We start from the raw sequence: 21369 nt of genomic DNA on the forward strand, positions 1-21369 counted from the left end.
AACTGCATGATCGACGGCGCCACGGCGTGGGTCAGGCCACCACGGAGACCATGCGGCCCTTGATCACGATGACCTTGCGGGGTTCCTTGCCGGCCAGGGGGCCGGAGACCGCCTCCAGGGCCGCCGCGCGGACGGTCTCCTCGGACGCGTCGGCGGGGACCTCGACGCGGCCCCGCACCTTGCCGTTGATCTGCACCGGGTACGTCACCGTCTCGGCCACCAGCAGCGCCGGGTCGGCGGTCGGGAAGTCCGCGTACGTCAGGGAGGTGTCGTGCCCCAGCCGGCGCCACAGCTCCTCGGCGACGTGCGGGGCGAACGGCGCCAGCATCAGCACCAGCGGCTCGGCCACCTCGCGCGGGGTCTCCGCCAGCCGGGTCAGCCCGTTGGTCAGCTCGATCAGCTTGGCGATCGCGGTGTTGAACCGGATCGCCTCCATGTCGCCGCGGACCCCGTCGACGGTCTTGTGCAGCAGCCGCCGGGTCGCCTCGTCGGCGGGCTCGTCGGTGACCCGCAGCGCGCCGGTCTGCTCGTCGACGACCGCCCGCCAGACCCGCTGCAGGAACCGGTACGACCCGACGACCGCCCGGGTCTCCCACGGACGGGACACCTCCAGCGGACCCATCGACATCTCGTAGACGCGGAACGTGTCCGCCCCGTACGCGGCGCACATCTCGTCCGGCGTGACCACGTTCCTCAGGGACTTGCCCATCTTGCCGTACTCGCGGTTGACCTGGGTGTCGCCCAGGTAGAAGCCCCCGTCGCGCTCGGTGACCTCCTCGGCCGGCACGTAGGTGCCCCGTGCGTCGGTGTACGCGTACGCCTGGATGTAGCCCTGGTTGAACAGCTTGCGGAACGGCTCGAACGACGAGACGTGCCCCAGGTCGTACAGCACCTTGTGCCAGAACCGCGCGTACAGCAGGTGCAGCACGGCGTGCTCGGCGCCGCCGACGTACAGGTCGGTGCCGCCGCAGTCGCCCTCGCCGCGCGGCCCCATCCAGTACGCCTCGTTCTCCGCGTCGACGAAGCGCTCGGAGTTCGTCGGGTCCAGGTAGCGCAGCTCGTACCAGCACGAGCCGGCCCACTGCGGCATCACGTTGGTCTCGCGGGTGTAGCGCTTCGGGCCGTCGCCCAGGTCCAGCTCCACCTCGACCCAGTCGCGCCGGCGCGACAGCGGGGTCTCCGGGTTGCTGCCGGCGTCCTCCGGGTCGAACGTGCGCGGCGAGAAGTCGTCCACCTCGGGCAGCTCGACCGGCAGCATCTCCTCCGGCAGGGCGATGGTGGCCCCGGTCTCGTCGTACACGATGGGGAACGGCTCGCCCCAGTAACGCTGCCGGGAGAACAGCCAGTCGCGCAGCCGGTAGGTCACCGCGCCCGCGCCGTGGCCGTTGGCCTCCAGCCACTCGATGATCCGGGCCTTCGCCTCGGCCACCCCCAGGCCGTTCAGGTCCAGGCCGCGCTCGGGCGCGGCACTGTTGATCGCCGGGCCGTCCCCGGTGTACGCCTTGCCGTCGAAGCCCTCCGCCGGCTGCACGGTACGCACGATCGGCAGCTCGAAGACCTCGGCGAACGCCCAGTCCCGCTCGTCCTGGCCGGGCACCGCCATGATCGCGCCGGTGCCGTAGCCGGCCAGCACGTAGTCGGCGACGAAGACCGGGACCTGCCCCCCGGTGACCGGGTTCGTGGCGTACGCCCCGACGAAGACGCCGGTCTTCTCCTTCGTGTCGGCCTGCCGCTCGACGTCGGTCTTGGCCGCCGCCGCCTTGCGGTACGCCTCCACGGCCGCGCGCGGGTTGGCGTGCCCGCCGGTCCACGCGTCCTTCGTCCCCTCGGGCCAGGCCGCCGGCGCCAGCGCGTCGACCAGCTCGTGCTCGGGGGCCAGCACCATGTAGGTGGCGCCGAAGACGGTGTCCGGCCGGGTGGTGAACACCCGGACCGGCGCGACGGTGGTCGGGAAGTCGATGTGCGCGCCCGTGGAGCGGCCGATCCAGTTGCGCTGCATCAGCTTGATCGGCTCGGGCCAGTCCAGCGTGTCCAGGTCGTCCAGCAGCCGGTCGCCGTACGCGGTGATCCGCATCATCCACTGCTTCAGGTTGCGCTTGAAGACCGGGAAGTTGCCGCGCTCGGAGCGGCCGTCGGCGGTGACCTCCTCGTTGGCCAGCACGGTGCCCAGCCCCGGGCACCAGTTGACCGGCGCCTGCGAGACGTACGCCAGCCGGTGGTCGTCGACGACGGCCCGGCGCTCGGCGACGGACAGCTCCGCCCACGGCCGCCCGTCGGGCGTGGGCCGGTTGCCGCCCTCGAACTCGGCGATCAGCTCGGCGATCGGGCGGGCCCGCTTCGCCCCGGTGTCGTACCAGGAGTTGAAGACCTGCAGGAAGATCCACTGCGTCCACCGGTAGAAATCGGTGTCGATGGTGGCCACCGAGCGGCGCTCGTCGTGGGCCAGACCCAGCCGGCGCAGCTGCGCCTTGTAGCGCTCGATGTTGGCCACGGTCGTGGTCCGGGGGTGGGTGCCGGTCTGCACCGCGTACTGCTCGGCGGGCAGGCCGAACGCGTCGAAGCCCATGGCGTGCAGCACGTTGCGCCCCGCCATCCGCTGGTAGCGGGCGAAGCAGTCGGTGCCGATGTAGCCCAGGGGGTGGCCGACGTGCAGCCCCGCGCCCGACGGGTACGGGAACATGTCCAGGACGTACAGCTTCTCCGCCCCGGCGCGCGGATGACCGGGGTCGGCCAGCGGGCCGGTCGGGTTCGGGGCGTGGAACGTCCCCTCCCGCGCCCAGGCGTCCTGCCAGCGCTGTTCGATCTCCTCGGCCAGGGCCGCGGTGTACCGGAACGGGGGAATGTCGGCCGGTGCTGCCTCACTCATGGCGTCTCCTCGCTTCGCTCGTCGCCGCCGGCCACGCCACGGCCGGGCTGGGTGCTGACCTCGCTCGGCGCGGTCATGTCGGTCTGGCTCGGGTCTGTCCGCCGCCGGCGCCGCGCCGCCCGAGGGCCGGCGCCGGTGCCGGGTGCCGATCGCCGGGGCGTCCGGCGGAGGGCACAAAAAAGCCCCTCGCGCAGGAGGGGCCGCCGTGCTGTCGCGCGTCAGCGCATCAGCACGGCCCGGTAAGAAGCAGGAAGAATCCGGCCATGCCCGGGAGTGTACCCCGCCGTCCGGTCCCGCACGTCGCCCGCCGCCACGGGTCGGGACGGCGACCCCGGACGTACACGCCGCGGCAGCCCTTCGTGATCATCGCCGGCACCGAGAGCGACGGGCCGATCCCCCGACCCGGCGAATGTTCGGTGCGTAACCGACCGTCTACCTGCGGGGGTCGGCGGCGGCGACAAACATGGTTAGCCTGAGAGACCAGTGAGATTTCTGCGGCAGACGAGGCTCGGCGTCGCGAACCCTACGGCGGGTCCAGGTGCTCTATACAGAGCTGCCGTCCGGCGACGAGGAGGAGGCCCGTGACACAACAGACCAGGGACGAGGTGGGCGGCGTGTTGCCGCACGACGAGTTCCGTGCCGCCAGCGAAGCCATCGTGTCGAACATCGAGCAGGTCATCGAGGGCAAGACCGCCACCGTGCGGCTCGCCCTGGCCGTCCTGCTCGCCGAGGGCCACCTGCTCATCGAGGACGTGCCCGGGGTCGGCAAGACCAAGCTCGCCAAGGCAATGGCCCGGTCGATCGACTGCTCCGTGCGCCGGATCCAGTTCACCCCCGACCTGCTGCCCAGCGACGTCACGGGGGTCAGCGTCTACAACCAGGAGACGCACGACTTCGAGTTCCGCCCCGGTGCGGTCTTCGCCAACCTGGTCGTCGGCGACGAGATCAACCGCGCCTCGCCGAAGACGCAGTCGGCGCTGCTGGAGTGCATGGAGGAGCGCCAGGTCACCGTCGACGGCGTCACCTACCACCTCCAGACGCCGTTCATGGTCGTCGCGACCCAGAACCCGATCGAGATGGAGGGCACCTATCCCCTCCCCGAGGCGCAGCGCGACCGGTTCACCGCCCGCATCGCGATGGGCTACCCGGACCCGAGCGCCGAGCTGGCGATGCTCGACGGGCACGGCGCGACGGACCCGCTGGACGAGCTGCGTCCGGTCGCCGACGCCAACACCGTGCGGCAGCTGATCGGCCACGTCCGGCAGGTGCACGTCGCCGACGCCGTCAAGCAGTACGCGATCGACCTGGTCACCGCCACCCGCGAGGCCTCCGACCTGCGGCTGGGTGCCTCCCCGCGGGCGACCCTCCAGTTGCTGCGCACCGCCCGCGCGGTGGCCGCCCTGGAGGGGCGCGACTACGTCCTGCCCGACGACCTCCAGGTGCTGGCCGTGCCGGTGCTCGCGCACCGGATCATCCCGACCGCCGACGCCCAGCTCGCCCGGCGTACGACCGACGCGATCGTCTCCGAGCTGGTGCACCGGCTGCCGCTGCCGCACGACCGCGGGCGCTCCCCGTACGACACCCGCCCCACTGGCGAGGGCAACGGCCGAGCCACGTACGAGCCGCGGAGGCGGTGACGTGCGCGACGGGCTGCGCGGGCTGACCACCCGCGGCCGTTCGTTCCTGGCGGCCGCGGTCGCGGCGGCGGTCTCGGCCGGCATCCTCGGCGAGAAGGACCTGCTCCGGGTGGCCGTGCTGCTGGCCGTCCTGCCGCTGCTCGCCGCGGCCTACGTCGGGCGCAGCCGCTACAAGTTGGCCTGCAACCGGTCGCTGGACCCGCACCGGGTGCCCGTCGGGGCCAGCTCCCGGGTGGTGCTGCGGTTGCAGAACATGTCCCGCCTGCCCACCGGCACCCTGCTGCTGGAGGACCGGCTGCCGTACGCGCTGGGCAGCCGGCCCCGGGTGGTGCTGGAGCGGCTCGGCGCCCACCAGGCCAGCTCGGTGGCCTACACCGTGCGCGCCGACGTGCGTGGCCGCTACGAGGTGGGCCCGCTGGTGGTCCGGATGACCGACCCGTTCGGGTTGTGCGAGCTGAGCCGCGCCTTCCCGAGCACCGATCATCTGACCGTCGTCCCGCAGGTCACGCCGCTGCCCTCGGTGCGCCTGCCCGGCGAGTACGCCGGCAGCGGCGACAGCCGGGCCCGCTCGGTGGCGGTGCACGGCGAGGACGACGCCGCCACCCGGGAGTACCGGATGGGCGACGACCTGCGCCGGGTGCACTGGAAGTCCACCGCGCGCACCGGCGAGCTGATGGTGCGCCGGGAGGAGCAGCCCTGGGAGAGCCGGGCCACCGTCGTGCTGGACACCCGCGCGTACGGCCACCGCGGCGACGGGCCGACGGCCTCCTTCGAGTGGGCGGTCTCCGCCGCGGCCAGCATCGCGGTGCACCTGCGGCAGGCCGGCTACAAGCTGCGCCTGGTCACCGGTTCCGGCGCGGACGTGGACGCGTCCGAGGCGGCCGGCGACGGGGTGCTCCTCGACCACCTCGCCGAGGTCCGGCTCGACAAGAACGGCGAGCTCACCACCCTGGTGCAGCGGGTCCGGCAACGGGCGGACGGCGGCCTGATCATCGGCCTCTTCGGCTCGGTGAGCACGGCCGAGGCCGAGCTGCTGGCCGGGCTGCGGGGCAACGGCGCCACCTGCGTCGGTTTCCTGCTCGACAGCTCCACCTGGCTCAACCTGCCCGCCAAGGCCCGGGCCGAGGCCGACCACGCCCACGGCGCCGCCGCGCTGGCCATGTTGCAGAGCGGCTGGCGGGTCATCGGCGTCGACCACGGCACGCAGTTGCCCGCGCTGTGGCCGCAGGCGGCCCGCGGCTCGCAGGGCTTCGCGCTGCGGGCGGCCATGGCCGAGACGGTGGCCGGCGGCATGCGATGAACGGAAGGGTCCCCTCATGATCGCCCACCGGAACCTGGGCTTCGTGGCCGCCGCGGCGACGCTGCTCGCCGCCGCGCCGCTGTCGGCCATCTTCGAACGCTGGACGTGGCTGATCCAGGCGACGATCGCGGTGGCCGTGGTCGCCGCCGTGGCCGCGCTCGCCCGGCTGGCGCGGGTTCCGCTCTGGGGCCAGGCGCTGGGCATGCTGGCCGGCCTGACGCTGGCCCTGACCTGGCTCTTCCCCGGCGGCACCGAACTGCTGGGCATCGTGCCCACCCCGTCGACCTTCACGCACTTCGGCGAGCTGCTCGACGGCTCGCTGGAGGACATGCGCTCGTACGGCGTCAAGGTCCCCGACACCGACCCGCTGCTGTTCGTCACGGTGCTCGGGATCGGCGGGGTGGCCGTGGTGGTCGACGTGCTCACCGTCGGGCTGCGCCGGCCGGCGCTGGCCGGCCTGCCGATGCTGGCGATCTACTCGGTGCCCGTCGCGGTCTACGTGGACAGCGTCCCGGCGGTGCCGTTCGTCGTCGGTGCCGCCGGGTTCCTGTGGCTGCTGGTGACCGACAACGTCGACCGGGTCCGCCGGTTCGGCCGGCGGTTCACCGGCGACGGGCGGGACGTCGACGTCTGGGAGGCCTCGCCCCTGGCCGCCGCCGGCCGGCGGCTGGCGGCGGTTGGTGTGGTCCTGGCCGTGGTGCTGCCGCTGGCCGTGCCGGGGATGACGGGCGGGCTGCTGGACACGCTGGCCGGTTCGGGCAACGGCAACGGCAACGGGCGCTCCGGGCAGGGCGGCAACGGCCGGATCGACCTGTTCGCGGCGTTGAGCGGGCAGCTCAACCAGTCCGAGGTCGCCGACCTGGTCAAGGTCACCACGAACGAGCCCCGCCCCTTCTACCTGCGCTTCGGCGTGGCCGACAAGCTCACACCGAACGGCTTCCGCGAGGGCACCCCCACGGGCCGGCCCGTCGACGACCTGCCGGCGCCGTCCGCGCGGGGCGTCGAGCAGCGGACGTACCAGGCCACGGTCGAGGTGACGAAGACCCTCAACATGCCGCTGCTGCCGGTCTACACCGAACCGGTGCGCTCCGAGGGCCTCAACGGCAACTGGGCGTACGACCCGAGCCTCCAGGTGGTCTTCTCCCACCGGGACAACTCGCGCGACAAGCGCTACGCGTTCGAGTACGTGCGCTCGACCTACACGCCGGCGGCCCTGCGCCGGTCGTCGCCGCTGCCGGCCGACCACGCCGTGCGGCGCCTGCATCCCGCGCCGCCGCCGGTGCCCGAGGTCGAGGAGCTGGTCTCCACCCTGGTACGGGGCAAGGACACCGAGTACGACAAGGTCCGCGCGATCTACGACCACTTCTCCGCGGACAACGGCTTCACCTACTCGCTCAGCACCAAGGGCGGCACCAGCGGGCGGGAGATCGTCGACTTCCTCGACAACAAGGTCGGCTTCTGCCAGCAGTACGCCGCCGCGATGACGTGGTTGGTCCGGGCCGCCGGCGTACCGGCCCGGGTGGCGTTCGGCTTCGCCAACGGCAGCAACTCCGGCAACGGCACGTACACGCTGACCAACCGGAACCTGCACGCCTGGACGGAGGTCTACTTCAACGAGATCGGTTGGGTGCCCTTCGACCCCACCCCGGCGTACGGCGTGCAGGGCTCGACCCGGTCGGCCTGGGCGCCGGACATCGACGCCCCGGAGGCGGAGACGCCGACCGCGGGCCCGACGAGTGCCCCCGGCGACGTCGACCCGTCGGCCGGCCCGGCGGGGCCGGAGGGCCCCGAGGAGGACATCGACTCCGGCCTGGCCATCGACGGCACGGCCCCGACCGACCAGGCTCCGGTCTGGCCCTGGTACGCCGCCGCGGCGGTGCTGGCCCTGCTCGCTCTGCTCGCCCTGCCGGCGCTGCGCCGCACGGCCCTGCGCCGCAAGCGCAGCGCCCCGGCGAAGCCGGCCGCGGCGGCGGTGCGCCCCGGGGCCGCCGGCGACGCGCCCGCCGACGGGCGACGCATGGTGGTGGTGGCGGACGCGGAGCGGGCGCGGGCGGACGCGCACGCCGCCTGGGACGAACTGCTGGACACGCTCGTGGACTACCGGGTCCGGGTGGACCGGACGGAGACCCCCCGGGCGACCGCCGACCGGCTGTCCCGGGAGGCGCTCACCGCCGACGCGGGGGCGACCACGGCCGTACGCCTGCTCGGCCGCGCCGAGGAACGCGCCCGCTACGCCCGCGATCCGCTGACCGGCGAGCAACTCCTGCCGGCCCTGCGCACCGTACGCGCCGCGCTCGCCGCACAGACCGACCGGCGTACCCGCCTGGTGGCGGCGGTGCTGCCGCCGTCGGTGCTGCTGCGCTGGCGCACGGGCACGGCCGAGGCGTCGTCCCGGCTGGTGGCGGCGGGCGGTCGGGTCCGGCACCGGTTGCTGCGCTGGAGCCCGCGTCGTCTGCTGGCCGGCCGCATGGCCCGCTGACCGACAGCCGAACGGGCCGGTAGGGGCACCCGCCCCCGCCGGCCCGTCGCGTTCGCGGGGCTGCCGTCGCGGCACGGGCCTCGGTCGGCGAGCGTTCCAGGTTCTCCAGGTCCGCTATGCCGGGTGCCGGGTGCCGGGCTGTCGGGCCGCCAGGGCCGACCGGCGGTCACGGCCGTGAGGGCCGACCGGGCTCAGGGCGGACGTGGCCGGCCGGATGCCGGACATCGGGGAGATGATGCGGAGGATGCACGCCCCCCGGGGCGTGCGGAGTCGTCGCTGGCCGCCGGGCGTCCCGGCGGCCGACTGTTTGTCGCGCGGCCCGCCTCAGGGGCGGGCCGGGCTCAGCGGTGCCCCTCCGGGCGCTGCCGCCACCGGTCCTCCATCCGATCCAGGATCGAGGGCCGACGACCCGACCGGCCGCGGGGGCGACGACGGCTGGTCGTCCCGCCCACGACGTGCAGGTCCGGTGACTGCCCCCGACGGTGCGACTGCACCGCGAACGCGGCCGAGGCCAGCATGACGACGAAACCCGCCACTGCCAGCGGCGGAAGCTTGATCACCGCGCCATAGACCAACAGGGCCAGCCCAGCGATGATCACGCCGGCAGCGACGAGCAGGCGACGCCGCGCGTGGAAGCGCGGATCGCTGGCGCGCACGGCCGAGGCGAATTTGGGGTCCTCGGCAAGCGACCGCTCGATCTGCTCGAACAGCCGCTGCTCGTGCTCCGAGAGCGGCACGGCACTCCTCCCCGGTCACGTTGGTCGGCCCGGTCGGGCCGACAGACCGTGGCAGCCAACCGGCTGCTTACCCGCAAGTCTACGAGGGCCCTCGCGCGTCGGAAAGCGGGACGACCTACGGCCGGGGTGGATTTTCATTTCGTCGCCCCTCGCGGACCCCGAGCAGACTGGCCGGACCTATGACGGACCGCCCGAAACGGGCAGCGGCGGCGTCGGCTGCGGCCTCCGCCTCCCGCCAGCCCCGCTCGGGCGCGCCGAGGGTGAGCTGCCGCGGGGTCTCCCGCGCGGCGGCGAGCCCCTCGACCCGTACGCCGACCAGACGGACGGGCTCACCCGGGTCGAGCGCGGTGTAGAGCGCCCAGACGGTGTCGAAGATCTCCCTGGCGACGTCGGTCGGCACGCCCGCCGTGCGGGAGCGGCTGACGGTGCGGAAATCGGTCAGTCGCACCTTGAGCGACACGGTGCGCCCGACCTGCCCCGCCCGGCGCAGCCGGATGCCGACCTTCTCGGCGAGGGCGAGCAGCGCCCGGCGGATCTCCAGCGGGTCGGTGACGTCCACGTCGAAGGTCACCTCGGCGCCGATCGACTTCTCCGCCTGCTCGGGCGTGACCCGGCGGGGGTCGCGCCCCCAGGCCAGCTCGTGCAGGTGGGCGGCGGACGCCTCGCCGAGCGCCTTGCGCAGCATGCCGACCGGGGCCTCGGCGAGATCGCCGATCGTGGCCAGGCCCAGCCGCCGCAGCGTCTCGGTGGACCGCTCCCCCACTCCCCACAGCGCCGACACCGGCAGCGGGTGCAGGAAGTCGAGCACCCGGGTGGCCGGGACGACGAGCAGGCCGTCGGGCTTGGCGCGGGTCGAACCGAGCTTGGCCACGAACTTGCTCGGCGCGACGCCGACGGAACAGCTCAGCCTCTGCTCCCCCGCGACCCGCTCGCGGATGCGCCGGGCGATGGCGGCCGGCGGGCCGAAGAGCCGCCGGGCGCCGGCCACGTCGAGGAACGCCTCGTCCAACGAGAGCGGCTCGACCAGGGGGGTGACGTCCCGGAAGATCTGCATCACCGCGGCGGAGGCCGCCGAGTACTGCGTGAAGTCCGGCGGCAGGTAGACCGCGTGCGGGCAGAGCGCCCGGGCCCGGGCGGTGGGCATGGCGCTGCGTACGCCGTAGCGCCGGGCCTCGTAGCTGGCGGAGCTCACCACCCCGCGCGGGCCGGTCCCGCCGACCACGACGGGGCGACCCCGCAGCTCCGGCCGGCGGCGGACCTCGACCGAGGCGAAGAAGGCGTCCATGTCGACGTGCAGGATCGGGCAGCCGGAATCGTCGGCGTCCGGCCCGAACCGGGGATCGCCGCCCCGGGGCAACGACTGGCTGCGGCCCATCCCCGCAGGCTAGCCCGGACCTGCGACATCCCCGCGCGACGGGCCGACGCGGTCAGCCCCGTACGACCAGCAGCGGGATCGTCATCTCGGCCGCCGTGTCCGCCCCGTGGTACGCCACCAGCCGGGAGACCGCCGGCGGCTCGGAGCGGGAGGCGGTCACCGCGTACGTGCCGTTGCAGATCACCACCACGTCGCCGATGCGCGCCAGGTGTTCCTCCGCCACCGGACCGAACCAGCCGGCGGCCACCACCTCGTCGCGGGTACGCACCCGGGCCGCGTCGCCGAGCACCGCCGACCAGGCGGCCACCACGTCGTCCACGGCGCCGGGGGTGACGTGCAGGTAGCGGACCCGCGGCTCCCCGGCGACCACTTCCAGCCCGGCGCGCAGCCGGGGGTCGGTGTCCAGGTCGAAGCGGTCTTCGGCCGGCACGTCGAGCTGGCCGTGGTCGGCCGTGACCAGCAGCGCCGCGTCGGGCGGCAGCCCGTCGACGAGCCGGGCCAGCAGCCGGTCCACCTCGGCCGCGGCGATCCGCCAGGGCGCCGAGTCGACGCCCGTGAGGTGGCCGTGCCGGTCCAGGTCGGGGTGGTAGCCGGAGACCAGCGTGGGCCCCGCTCCGGCGGCGAGGGCGGCGAGCATCCGTTCGGCGAGCGCGTCGACGCCGGACGCGCCGCGGTAGTCGCCGCCCCGGTTGGCGGCCAGCGTCAGCCCGCTGCCGCCGAACTCCGGCCGGCTCACCACGGTCACCGCGACCCCGGCGGCGCTGGCCCGTTCCAGCTGGGTACGCACCGGCTGCCAGCGCAGCGGCGCCGGATCGGCCGCCCACTCGACGTGGTTGAGCACCCGGTCGGTCCCCGGCACCCGCACCGTGAACCCGAGCACGCCGTGCGCGCCGGGGGCGGCGCCGGTGCCCAGCGTCACCAGGCTGGTCGGCGTGGTCGACGGAAAGCCGGAGGTCAGCGGCCTTCCTACGGTGGCGGCGAGCCCCACCAGGGTCGGCGCGTACGGGGCGGCGGTCGGGATCTGGTGCCAGCCGAGGCCGTCGACGAGCAGCACCGCGATCCGGCGTACCCCGGGCAGCGCGGCCCGCAGCCCGAGCGGGTCGGTGGCGCCGGGCACGTCGAGCACGGCGAGCGCGGATGGCAGGACGTCGGCGAGGCTGGCGTCGCCGTAGCGCGGCCCGACGATCTCCAGTGGGTCGGTCACGGGCGGCGGGCGAACAGGTGCAGCTGGGCGGCGAGGTCCCGCCAGGGCGCCCGCGCGGCGAGCGCCCGCTCCAACTCGACCAGGGCGGCGGGCTGGCCGTCGGCGACGGCGGCGGGGAGCAGGTCGGCGAGCACGCGTACGCCGTGGATCTGCTCGACCACGAGCCCGGCGGCGGTGAGCAGCGCGGCGGCGCCGTCGGCGTCGTAGCGCCGGCGCAGGGTGTCCCGGGTGCCGGCGGTGCCGGCCGGATCGGCGGCCAGCGCGGCGGCGACGTCCAGGTGCCCGTTCATGGCCCGGCCGAGCACGGCGGCGGCCCGGCCGGCGACGAGCACGCTCGCGGCGCCGCCCGGTCGCAGCGCGGCGGCCAACGCCGCCACCACCGCCGCCGGATCGTCGACGACCTCCAGCACGGCGTGGCAGAGCACCAGGTCGGCGCTGCCCGGCTCGACCAGGCCGGCGAGCGCGTCGCCGTCGCCCTGCACGGCGCGGACCCGCTCGGCCACGCCGGCCTCCGCCGCCCGGCGGGTCAGTGCGGCGAGCGCGTCGGGACTGGCGTCGACCACGGTGACCCGGTGCCCGGCCTGAGCCAGCGGCACGGCGAAGCCGCCCGTGCCGCCGCCGACGTCGAGCACGGTCAGCGCGGTGCCGGCGCGGCGCTCCAGCTCGGCGCGCAGCACCGACCAGATCACGGCGGTACGGGGGGTCAGCGGCGGCCCGGCGAGCCGGCCTGGGGTCTGCTCCACCCGGTCGAGCCTAGTCACCCGGTCCAGCCGCACCGCGCCGCACCTGTGGCGGCCCGGCCGACTCCGGGTGGGAGGTCAGGACTCGCCGGCTGCGGCGTCGTCCTCGGCCCGCGACCGCAGGGCGTTGGCCACCGGGCCCTCGACGATCTCGTACTCGCGCGGCTCCGTGTGGTGGCTCGGGGTCCAACCGGCGCCGAGCCGGGTCCGCCGGGAGTTCGCCACCCCACTGCTACGGTCGTTGTTTCCCATGATCGTTCGTCCCCCTCGTGCTCGCGCGGGCCACTCTGCCCACGCGAGCTGGAGTGTCCCTCCATCCGGCCCGGAAAACCGTAATGTGGATCACTGCCGTCAGCGGAAGTCGCGCGAGGGCGGACTGACCGGGGGCTCGATCGCGTCCAGCCGGTCGGCGGTGAGGTTGATCACCCCCTCGTGCCGTTGCAGCCGCCCCCGCACCACCAGCGCGGCGCTCGTGCGGGCCACCCGCCGGTAGCGCTGCCACAGGCCCGGGGAGCAGGTGACGTTGAGCATCCCCGTCTCGTCCTCCAGGTTGAGGAAGGTGACCCCGCCGGCGGTCGCCGGCCGCTGCCGGTGGGTGACGATCCCGCCGACCCGGATGCGCCGCCCCGGCTCCACCCTGCCGAGCCGGGCGATCGGCACCGCGCCGAGCGCGTCGAGCCGGGGGCGGATGAAGCTCGCCGGGTGGCTCTCCGGCGACAACCCGGTCGCCCAGACGTCGGCGACCAGTCGTTCCACCGCCTCCATCCCGGGCAGGGTCGGCGCGGTCGCGCCGGTCACCGTGCCCGGCAGCCGGCCCGGCCGGTCCTGGGCCGCCGCGCCGGCGGCCCAGAGGGCCTGCCGCCGGGACAGCCCGAAACAGGCGAAGGCGTCCGCGGTGGCCAGCGCCTCCAGCTGCGCGGCGGTGAGACCCACGCGCCGGGCCAGGTCCGGCATGTCGCGGTACGGCCCGCGCGCCGCCCGCTCCGCCTCGATCCGCTCGGCCACCCCGTCGCCGAGGGTACGCACGCCGGAGAGCCCGAGCCGGACGGCGGGCCCGTTCAACCCCCAGGCGTGCGGCGGCTCCCCCGGCGCGCTGCCCCACCGGGTCTGCGGGGTGGACTCCAGCACCGCCAGGGCGCCGCTGGCGTTGATGTCCGGCCGGCGCACCTCCACCCCGTGCCGGCGGGCGTCGTCGACAAGCGTCTGCGGCGAGTAGAAGCCCATCGGCTGGGCGTTGAGCAGCGCGGCCAGGAACGGCCCCGGGTGGTAGCGCTTGAGCCAGGAGCTGGCGTAGACCAGGTAGGCGAAGCTCATCGCGTGGCTCTCCGGGAAGCCGTAGCTGGCGAACGCGGAGAGCTTGCGGTAGACGTCGTCGGCCAGCTCGCCGGTGATGCCCCGCTCCGCCATGCCCGCGTAGAGCCGGTCGGCGATGCGGGCCATCCGCTCCGCCGAACGCTTCGCGCCCATCGCCCGGCGCAGCTGGTCGGCCCCCGCCGCGTCGAAGCCGGCCAGGTCGATGGCGAGCTGCATCAGCTGTTCCTGGAACAGCGGCACGCCGAGGGTCTTCTCCAGCGCGTTGCGCATCAGCGGGTGCGGGTAGGTCACCGGCTCCTGGCCGTTCTTGCGCCGGATGTACGGGTGCACCGAGCCACCCTGGATCGGGCCGGGCCGGATCAGCGCCACCTCGACCACCAGGTCGTAGAACTCGCGGGGCTTCAACCGGGGCAGGGTGGCCATCTGGGCGCGGCTCTCCACCTGGAACACCCCGACCGAGTCGGCCCGGCAGAGCATGTCGTAGACCTCGGGATCGTCCAGCGTCATGTCCCCGAGGTCCAGGCTCATCCCGATCATGTCGTAGCCGTAGTGCAGCGCGGAGAGCATGCCGAGCCCGAGCAGGTCGAACTTGACCAGGCCGACGGCGGCGCAGTCGTCCTTGTCCCACTGGAGCACGCTGCGGCCCGGCATCCGCCCCCACTCCACCGGACACACCTCGATCACCGGCCGATCGCAGATCACCATGCCGCCGGAGTGGATGCCCAGGTGCCGGGGGAACGTCTGCAACTCGTTGGCGTACGCGACCACCTGCTCGGGGATGTCCGCCACGTCGACCGGGGCCACGGAGCCCCAACGGTCGATCTGCTTGCTCCAGGCGTCCTGCTGACCGGGCGAGAACCCGAACGCCTTGGCCACGTCCCGCACCGCCGAGCGGGGCCGGTAGGAGATGACGTTGGCCACCTGCGCGGTGTGCTCCCGGCCGTAGCGTGCGTAGACGTGCTGGATCACCTCCTCCCGGCGGTCGGACTCGATGTCCACGTCGATGTCGGGCGGGCCGTCGCGCTCCGGGGCGAGGAAGCGCTCGAAGAGCAGCCGGTGCCGGACGGCGTCCACGTTGGTGATCCGCAGCGCGTAGCAGACCGCCGAGTTGGCCGCCGATCCCCGCCCCTGGCAGTAGATGTCCTGCTCGCGGCAGAACGTGACGATGTCGTAGACCACCAGGAAGTAGCCGGGGAAGCCCAGCGCCTCGATCATGTTCAGCTCGTGGTCGAGCTGCGCGTACGCCCCCGGGTGCGCCTCGGGCGGGCCGTAGCGCTCGCGGGCGCCGGCGCGGGTCAGGTGGCGCAGCCAGCTCATCTCGGTGTGCCCGGACGGCACCGGGTACGCCGGCAGCCGCGGCGCGACGAGCTGGAGGTCGAAGGCGAGTTCGGCGCCGAACTCGGCGGCCCGGGCCACCGCACCGGGGTACGCGGCGAACCGGGCCGCCATCTCGGCGCCGCCGCGCAGGTGGGCGGTGCCGGCAGCGGGCAGCCAGCCGTCGATCTCGTCCAGGCTGCGCCGGGCCCGGACGGCCGCGACGGTGGTGGCCAGCCGCCGCCGGCCCGGGGTGGCGTAGTGCACGTTGTTGGTGGCCACCGTGGGCAGGCCGGACGCCGCCGCCAGCTCGGCGAGCGCGTCGTTGCGGTCGGCGTCCACCGGATGCCCGTGGTCGGTCAGCTCCACCGCCACCGTCTCCGCGCCGAACAGGGCGGTCAGCCGGTCCAGCTCGCGGGCCGCCGCGTCCACCCCCTCGGTGAGCAGCGCCGACGGCACGTGCCCCTTGCGGCAGCCGGTGAGCACCAGCACGTGGTCGCGCAACTGCTCGGCGATCTCCTCCAGCTCGCCGTAGACCGGGCGGCCCTTCTCCCCGCCGCGCAGTTGGGCGCGGGCGATGGTCGAGGCGAGCCGGGCGTACCCCTCGTGGCCGTGGGCGAGCAGCAGCAGGTGCCGCCCGAGCGGGTCGGGCTCGCCGTTCTGCGGGCCGGGCAGCTCCAGGGAGAGCTCGGCGCCGAAGATCGTCGGCAGGTGCAGCGCGCGGGCCGCCTCGGCGAAGCGCACCACCCCGTAGAAGCCGTCGTGGTCGGTGACGGCGAGCGCGGTGAGGCCCAGCCGGGCCGCCTCCTCGGCCAGTTCCTCCGGGTGGCTGGCGCCGTCGAGGAAGCTGAAGTTGGTGTGCGCGTGCAACTCGGCGTACGGCACCGCGTCGTCGGGGCGGGCCACCTCGGGCGGCTGGTAGTGCTCCCGCCTGCGGCTCCAGGCGGGAGAGTCGCCGCCGTCGGCGTCCACGGCCAACGGGTCGACCACATGCAGGTGCCGCTCGTCGCGCACCCGGCTGCCCTCCCCGGCCCGCCCCTCCCCCGGCTCGCCGGCACCCCCTCGTTCCGCCCCCGACCGCCCCGCACCCGCTCGGCCCACACCCGCACCAGACCGCTCCTCGCTCGTCGCCCCCGCACCCGGCCGACCCACGCCTGTCCCGCCCGCACCTGGCCGCCCCGCGCCCGCACCAGGGCGTTCCTCGCCCGAGGCCCCCGCACCCATGCCCGGCCGACCCGCGCCCGTCGCGCCTGCACCCAGTCGGTCCTCGCCCGAGACCCCCGCACCCATGCCCGGCCGGCCCGCGCCCGATCGGCCGGTTCCGGCGTCTCGGCCGGAGAGCACACGCTCCAACTCCGACCAGGGCAGCTTCGGGTTGTGGAAGCCCATCAGAGCCCCACCGGACGGGCAGCCGGAGAGATCTTGGTGAGTTTGAGCCCCTGGAGGGGCCGAAACTCACCAAGATCCGAGAGCCTGCGTCCGGCGGTCCCGTCAACGGGGCAACTCGACAGCGTCGGCGGGCCGGTTGGCGAAGCCTCACGCCGGCCGAACCGACCCGCCGGCAGGGCATCGGACCGGCCGGACCGAGCCGCCCGTAGGGGTTCAACCCGCGCAGGCCGAGCTGCCGGCAAGGCTCCACCCCGGCCGAGCCGTCCCGCCGGCAGGGCGTCAGGGCGACCCGCCGGCAGGGCGTCAGGGCGACCCGCCGGCAGGGCGTCAGGGCGACCCGCCGGCAGGGCGTCGGGGCGACCCGCCGGCAGGGCGTCGGGGCGACCCGTCGGCAGGGCGTCGGGGCGACCCGTCGGCAGGGCGTTGGGCCGAGCAGGGCGGAGGGGGCGGGGCGGGGGCCGGTCGAGGACCGTGGGCGGGCGCTCAGTCATAGATCGCCTCCACCAGCCACCGCCCGGCCTCGACGGCGAGCAGCAGGGCCGTACCGTCGGCCAGGCAGACCTGGAAGCGGGCCCGGCGGCGGGCCTCGGCCGGCGCCCACCAGCGCTCGTCGACCGGCCAGGGGCCGGCCCAGCCGACGATCTCGACCGGCCGGGCGGCGCCCACGGTCAGCCGGGCCGGCTCGGCGCTGACCTGGAGCCGCGCGCTGACCTCGACCGGTGTGCCGGCGGCGTCGTGCACGACCGCGGCGAGCGGGTCGGGCAGCACCACGGCCGGCGCTGGTGGCGGCAGGCGGCCCGGCCACGGCGGCGGGACGGGCCGGGCCGGAAGGCGTTCGTCGCCCCACGGCACCAGGCGCACCTGGTCGGCCGGCGAGCGCCCGCCGCCGAGCACCGCGGTGACCACCGCCTCGGGGCCGAGGATGCCCTGCACCCGGCTCAACGCCCGGTGCGCCCGCTCCCGCTCCTCGCCGGTCTCCCCCCACAGGCCGGGTTGCAGGCCGGCCTGCGCGACCACCCCGTCCGGGACCAGCCGCAGCCGGATGATGCCCGCCGTCGGGCGGGTCGGGCGGGTGCCGGCCCGGCCGGTGCTGCCGGACAGCCAGCCGTCGAGCTGCCAGCGCACCCGGTCGGCGATGGCCGCGGCGGTGAGCAGCCCGTCGTGCCGCCAGACCCGGTGCAGTTCCTGGCCGTGCGCGGTGACCGCCTCGATGCCGAGACGGGTGCAGGCCAGCCCGTACGCGGCGAGCCGGTCGTGCAGCCGTTCGGCCAGCGCCCGGGCGGCGAAGGCCGCCGCGTCGACCCGGTCGAGCGGCTCGTCGTGGTCGGCGGTGACCGCGAGGTCGGCCGGGGGTTGCCGGACCGCGAGCGGACGGTGGTCCCGCCCGGCCGCCAGCCGGTGGGCCAACGCACCGTCGAAGCCGAACCGGGCCAGCACGTCGCCGGCGGGCAGCGCGGCGAAGTCGCCCAGGGTGCGTACGCCGAGCCGGCGCAGCAGGTCCGCCAGGGCCGGGCGGCCGAGCGCCTCGACCGGCAGGTCGGCGAGGAACCCCGGTGTCCCGCCGGGCGGAACGACCCGTCCGTCGCGGGCGGCCAGCCCGGCGGCGAAGACCCCGTCGGCGATGCCGACCTGGCTCTCCACCGCGCAGGCCTGGGCGACGTGCTCGACGATCCGCTCGGCGGCCGCCTCCTCGCCCCCGAGGTAGCGGCTCGGCCCCCGGGCCGCCACCGCGCACGCGCCGGGGCGTACCACCTCGACGCCGGCGACCAGTTCCTCGACGGCGGCGACCACCGGTTCGAACGCCCGGGCGTCCCGCCCGGGGTCGTACTCGACGGCGGTGAGCTGGGGGCATCGGCCCTGGGCCTCACGTTTGCGCAGACCCCGGCGCACCCCCTCGGCGCGGGCCCGCTCGGAGCAGGCGACCACCCGGTTGGCGTGCAGCACGGCGACCGGGTCGGTGGCCGGCACCCCGTCGACGATCTCCGCGGCGAGCACCGGCCAGTCCGGGCACCAGAGCAGCAGGGTCCGCACGGGCGCGGCGGTCACGTCGGACCGACCAGGGTGAGCACGGCGGTCACGTCGGACCGACCAGGGTGAGCGCGGCGCGACGGGACGGGGCGGTGGGCGCGGAGGCGACGGCCGGGCCGACCTGGCGGAGCCGGCCGGCGGTCGACCGGCCGGTGGCGGAGACGGCGGCGGCGGGAGCGGAGCGGGGAATGACCCGGGTGAGCCCGTCCCCGGGCAGCCAGACCTTGATCTCCTTGGGGCGGGCGGCGGCCCCGCGGCCCCGCGCGGAGACGGTGACCTCGCGGCGACGCAGCCGGCCCCGCCCCTGTCCGAGCCCCTCCCAGGCGCCCCGGACGACCTGGAGCGTCACGTCCGCGCCGTCCCACCGCCCGTACGGGACGAGGACGCTGCCACGCTGCCGGGCCCGGGCGGCCAGCCGGTTGGCGACCGAGGCGGAGACCGTCGCCGGCACGGCGGCGACCACGACGTCCACCCCGTCGATCAGCGCGGCGATGACGGTGGCCCACTCCGGGCCCGGGTGGGGCACCAGGGCGAGCCGGTCCAGGGCGATGCCCAACTCGGCGGCGGCGCCCGCCCCGAACGTCGGGACCCCGACCACGGCGCACCACGAGCCGGCTCGGGACGCCTCGGCGAGCAGCGCCAGGACCAGCGAGGTGCCGCCGCTGCGCCGGGGCTGGCCGGTGGCGACCGCGATCGTGCTGCCCCGTCGCAATCCCCGGTTGGGCAGCAGCCCGGTCAGCTCGGGGGCCACCGGCAACAGCCGGTGACCGGTCGCCGGGTCCTGGGCGCTCGCCGGGCGCACCAGACCGGCCAGTGCGGCGGAACCGACCACCATCCGGCCCGCCATCGGACCTACCCCCCGTCGTGCTGTCGGATCAGACGTGCGCGTGCCGCGCCGGGCCCCGGTCGCCGCCGGCTGGCCGGGCGCCCGGGTCAGGCCGCGAGGCCGTCGAGTGCCGGTTGGTGGGCCACGCCGAGCGCGGCCTCCACGACCGTGACGAACTGCTCGGCGGAGCGCAGCAGGTCGTCGGCCTCCCGGGCGGTCACGACCCGTGGGATGCCGGCCTCGGCGGCGGCCCGCTTGCTGGCGCCGAGGGCGAAGAACCGGGCCCACTCGTCGAGCTCGGGGGCGACACCGGAGAGCAGGATCCAGACGTTGGTCACCCGGTGGCGTCGGGTGGGGGCGGGACGCGCCCGGGCGGCGAGCACGGCCGCGGCCGCCCGGAGCGCGGCCAGGTGGGCGGCGGCGTAGCGGAGGCCGTCGGGACGGGTCTGGGCGGCCTCAGCCAGCCCGCGCCGGGCCACCGCGAGAAGCTGGGCGGGGGTGCGGTGCGGCAGCACGTGCGCCGGCACCGTCGGTGCCTGAGCCGGGTTGGTCGGCATGGGACTGTCTCCTCCACGTGGCCGAGGCGCCGTCCCGGAGACGGCCCTGGGCCGCCGGCGGGACGCCGGGTCGAGTGGTGCGGAGGAAGACGCACCGGTGGGGTGGCCGGCCGGGTGTGGACGCTTCCCCACACCACACCCGGCCGGCGTTACCGGCGGGTTCGTCGCCCGCCGCCCGGGGGTCGTGGGCGGCGGGCGACGCTCCTGCCTGACGGGCCCGGACTCGCGACTGCCCGGGACCCAGGTGCGGCCCGCGGAGCCGCACCGCCCGGAGCCGCGCCGCGAAACACCGCCCCGGATGGTTGGAACGGGCGTTCGAGGCAATCGAACACTCGTTCTAACTGCTGCTGACAGTACACCCTCCCTCCGACGAAAACGCAACGTGTGGCGCGCGGACCTCGGACGATGTCCGCAGGTGCCGGCTCCGGGCGTACGCCACCGCGGTCGGCGGCGGAGAGGGTCGCGGCGGTAGCCTCCGCCCGTGACCACCCCTCGCCCCGTCCTCGGGGTCGCCATGGTGCTCGCCTCGGCCGGGCTCTTCGCCGTCAACGGCACCGTCTCCAAGTTGGTGCTCCGCGCCGGCCTGGACGCCCCGCAGCTCACCCTGCTGCGCGCCGCCGGCGCCGTCATCGGGCTGCTGGTGCTGAGCGTGCTGCTGCGTCCGGGGGCCCGCCGGCTGCGGGCCACCCCCGGCCAACTGCCGCTGCTGATCGGGTACGGGCTGGCCGGGTTCTTCGCCGTACCGATGCTCTACTTCGTCGCCATCTCCCGGCTGCCGGTCGGGATCGGGCTGCTGTTCGAGTACACCGCCCCGCTGCTGGTCGCCCTCTGGGCCCGGTTCGGTCAGCGCCACCGGGTACGCCCGCGGCTCTGGGCCGGCCTGGCGTTGAGCCTGGTCGGCCTCGGCTGCGTGGCCGAGGTGTGGGGCGAGCTGAAGCTGGACGGCCTCGGCGTGCTCGCCGGTCTCGGGGCTGCGGTCTTCCTCGCCGCCTACTACGTGCTCGGCGCACACGGAACGGCGCGCCGGGACACGTTGTCGCTGTGCACCTGGGCGTTCGGCGCCTCCGCCGTGGCGGGCCTGCTCACCCGCGCGGTCACCGTGGGCACCGGCGGCTGGGAGCCGCTGGCCGCCGACACCGAGGGGGGCGTGCCCGTGGCGCTGCTCTGCGCGTACACGGTGGTGCTCGGCTCGATCGCGCCGTACCTGCTGGTGGCCGGGGCGATGCGGCACCTCCCCGCGACCAGCGTCGGGATCATCGGCATGGCCGAGCCGGTGCTCGCCTCGGCGGTCGCCTGGGTCGTGATCGGCCCCGGTGAGGCGCTCAACACCGCCCAGCTCACCGGCGGGCTCCTGGTGCTGGTGGGCGTCGCGCTGGCCGAGACGGCCCGGGTCGCCCCGGCCCGGACCACCGCGCCGCCCGCCCATGGCACCGTGCCGCCCGCCCCGGACACCGCGCCGGGCGCCCATGGCACCGTGCCGCCCGCCCAGGACACCGTGCCGCCCGCCCCGGACGCCGCCACCGTCCCGCCCGGAGCCGGCCGGACGGCGTCCCGCCCCGCCCGGCCGGGGCCCGGCCCGGCCGGCTGAGCCGCCGACCGGCGT

At 75.5% G+C, this 21369-nt stretch carries 14 protein-coding genes; 4 read left to right on the top strand and 10 right to left on the bottom strand.

Going from position 1 to position 21369, the window contains the following annotated elements:
• Nucleotides 1–31 precede the first annotated feature (31 nt).
• Entirely contained in the window at nt 32–2866 is a 2835-nt protein-coding gene (gene leuS, locus ACPXCB_RS10080; RefSeq protein WP_425874237.1) for a leucine--tRNA ligase, read from the bottom strand.
• Between the two features lie 581 nt (nt 2867–3447).
• On the opposite strand from leuS, the gene ACPXCB_RS10085 reads away from it, so the two are divergent.
• From ACPXCB_RS10085 to ACPXCB_RS10095, 3 genes are read left to right on the top strand one after another with little or no spacing between them, the layout of a single operon-like run.
• Entirely contained in the window at nt 3448–4503 is a 1056-nt protein-coding gene (locus ACPXCB_RS10085) for an AAA family ATPase (protein WP_425874239.1), read from the top strand.
• 1 nt (nt 4504) lies between these two features.
• Complete coding sequence (locus ACPXCB_RS10090) at nt 4505–5803, top strand: DUF58 domain-containing protein (RefSeq protein WP_425874241.1); 1299 nt, start codon at nt 4505–4507, stop codon at nt 5801–5803.
• A gap of 16 nt (nt 5804–5819) precedes the next feature.
• Complete coding sequence (locus ACPXCB_RS10095) at nt 5820–8282, top strand: transglutaminaseTgpA domain-containing protein (RefSeq protein WP_425874243.1); 2463 nt, start codon at nt 5820–5822, stop codon at nt 8280–8282.
• Nucleotides 8283–8623: 341 nt separating this feature from the next.
• Here the strand turns inward: ACPXCB_RS10095 and ACPXCB_RS10100 are convergent, their stop codons facing one another.
• From ACPXCB_RS10100 to ACPXCB_RS10140, 9 genes are all read right to left on the bottom strand, one after another.
• Nucleotides 8624–9019 carry a DUF3040 domain-containing protein gene (locus tag ACPXCB_RS10100; RefSeq protein WP_132236265.1) on the bottom strand — a complete coding sequence of 132 codons (396 nt, stop codon included), beginning with the start codon at nt 9017–9019 and terminating at the stop codon, nt 8624–8626.
• A gap of 115 nt (nt 9020–9134) precedes the next feature.
• Nucleotides 9135–10394: a DNA polymerase IV gene (locus ACPXCB_RS10105; protein WP_425874245.1), complete on the bottom strand. Its 1260-nt coding sequence runs from the start codon at nt 10392–10394 to the stop codon at nt 9135–9137.
• 52 nt (nt 10395–10446) lie between these two features.
• Nucleotides 10447–11643, bottom strand: a complete 1197-nt coding sequence (locus tag ACPXCB_RS10110) for an alkaline phosphatase family protein (RefSeq protein WP_425874500.1) — start codon at nt 11641–11643, stop codon at nt 10447–10449.
• Nucleotides 11595–12359 (bottom strand): methyltransferase domain-containing protein, encoded by a 765-nt coding sequence (locus tag ACPXCB_RS10115; RefSeq protein WP_425874502.1) that lies wholly within the window; start codon nt 12357–12359, stop codon nt 11595–11597. The genes ACPXCB_RS10110 and ACPXCB_RS10115 overlap by 49 nt, the downstream gene beginning before the upstream one ends.
• 57 nt (nt 12360–12416) lie before the next feature.
• A complete protein-coding gene (locus tag ACPXCB_RS10120; RefSeq protein WP_425874247.1) occupies nt 12417–12590 on the bottom strand; it encodes a hypothetical protein in 174 nt (57 codons plus the stop codon).
• A 99-nt stretch (nt 12591–12689) separates the two neighbouring features.
• Nucleotides 12690–16067, bottom strand: coding sequence for an error-prone DNA polymerase (locus ACPXCB_RS10125; RefSeq protein WP_425874249.1), 3378 nt, complete (start codon nt 16065–16067; stop codon nt 12690–12692).
• Nucleotides 16068–16838: 771 nt separating this feature from the next.
• A complete protein-coding gene (locus ACPXCB_RS10130; protein WP_425874251.1) occupies nt 16839–18401 on the bottom strand; it encodes a DNA polymerase Y family protein in 1563 nt (520 codons plus the stop codon).
• 28 nt (nt 18402–18429) lie between these two features.
• A complete protein-coding gene (locus tag ACPXCB_RS10135) occupies nt 18430–19230 on the bottom strand; it encodes a hypothetical protein (protein ID WP_425874253.1) in 801 nt (266 codons plus the stop codon).
• 86 nt (nt 19231–19316) lie between these two features.
• Nucleotides 19317–19766 carry an SAV_6107 family HEPN domain-containing protein gene (locus ACPXCB_RS10140; RefSeq protein ID WP_425874255.1) on the bottom strand — a complete coding sequence of 150 codons (450 nt, stop codon included), beginning with the start codon at nt 19764–19766 and terminating at the stop codon, nt 19317–19319.
• A 481-nt stretch (nt 19767–20247) separates the two neighbouring features.
• Between ACPXCB_RS10140 and ACPXCB_RS10145 the strand changes: the two genes are divergently transcribed.
• Nucleotides 20248–21354, top strand: coding sequence for an EamA family transporter (locus ACPXCB_RS10145; RefSeq protein ID WP_425874257.1), 1107 nt, complete (start codon nt 20248–20250; stop codon nt 21352–21354).
• The last annotated feature ends 15 nt before the right edge of the window (nt 21355–21369 follow it).

The sequence above is a fragment of the Micromonospora sp. DT62 genome, assembly GCF_049847285.1.
GTDB lineage: Bacteria > Actinomycetota > Actinomycetes > Mycobacteriales > Micromonosporaceae > Micromonospora > Micromonospora reichwaldensis.

Bases quoted from the DNA above. Each gene is read 5' to 3' on its own strand.
- leuS (WP_425874237.1), bottom strand. From the start codon at position 2,866: ATGAGTGAGGCAGCACCGGCCGACATTCCCCCGTTCCGGTACACCGCG.
- ACPXCB_RS10095 (WP_425874243.1), top strand. From the start codon at position 5,820: ATGATCGCCCACCGGAACCTGGGCTTCGTGGCCGCCGCGGCGACGCTG.
- ACPXCB_RS10105 (WP_425874245.1), bottom strand. From the start codon at position 10,394: ATGGGCCGCAGCCAGTCGTTGCCCCGGGGCGGCGATCCCCGGTTCGGG.
- ACPXCB_RS10120 (WP_425874247.1), bottom strand. From the start codon at position 12,590: ATGGGAAACAACGACCGTAGCAGTGGGGTGGCGAACTCCCGGCGGACC.
- ACPXCB_RS10135 (WP_425874253.1), bottom strand. From the start codon at position 19,230: ATGGCGGGCCGGATGGTGGTCGGTTCCGCCGCACTGGCCGGTCTGGTG.
- ACPXCB_RS10140 (WP_425874255.1), bottom strand. From the start codon at position 19,766: ATGCCGACCAACCCGGCTCAGGCACCGACGGTGCCGGCGCACGTGCTG.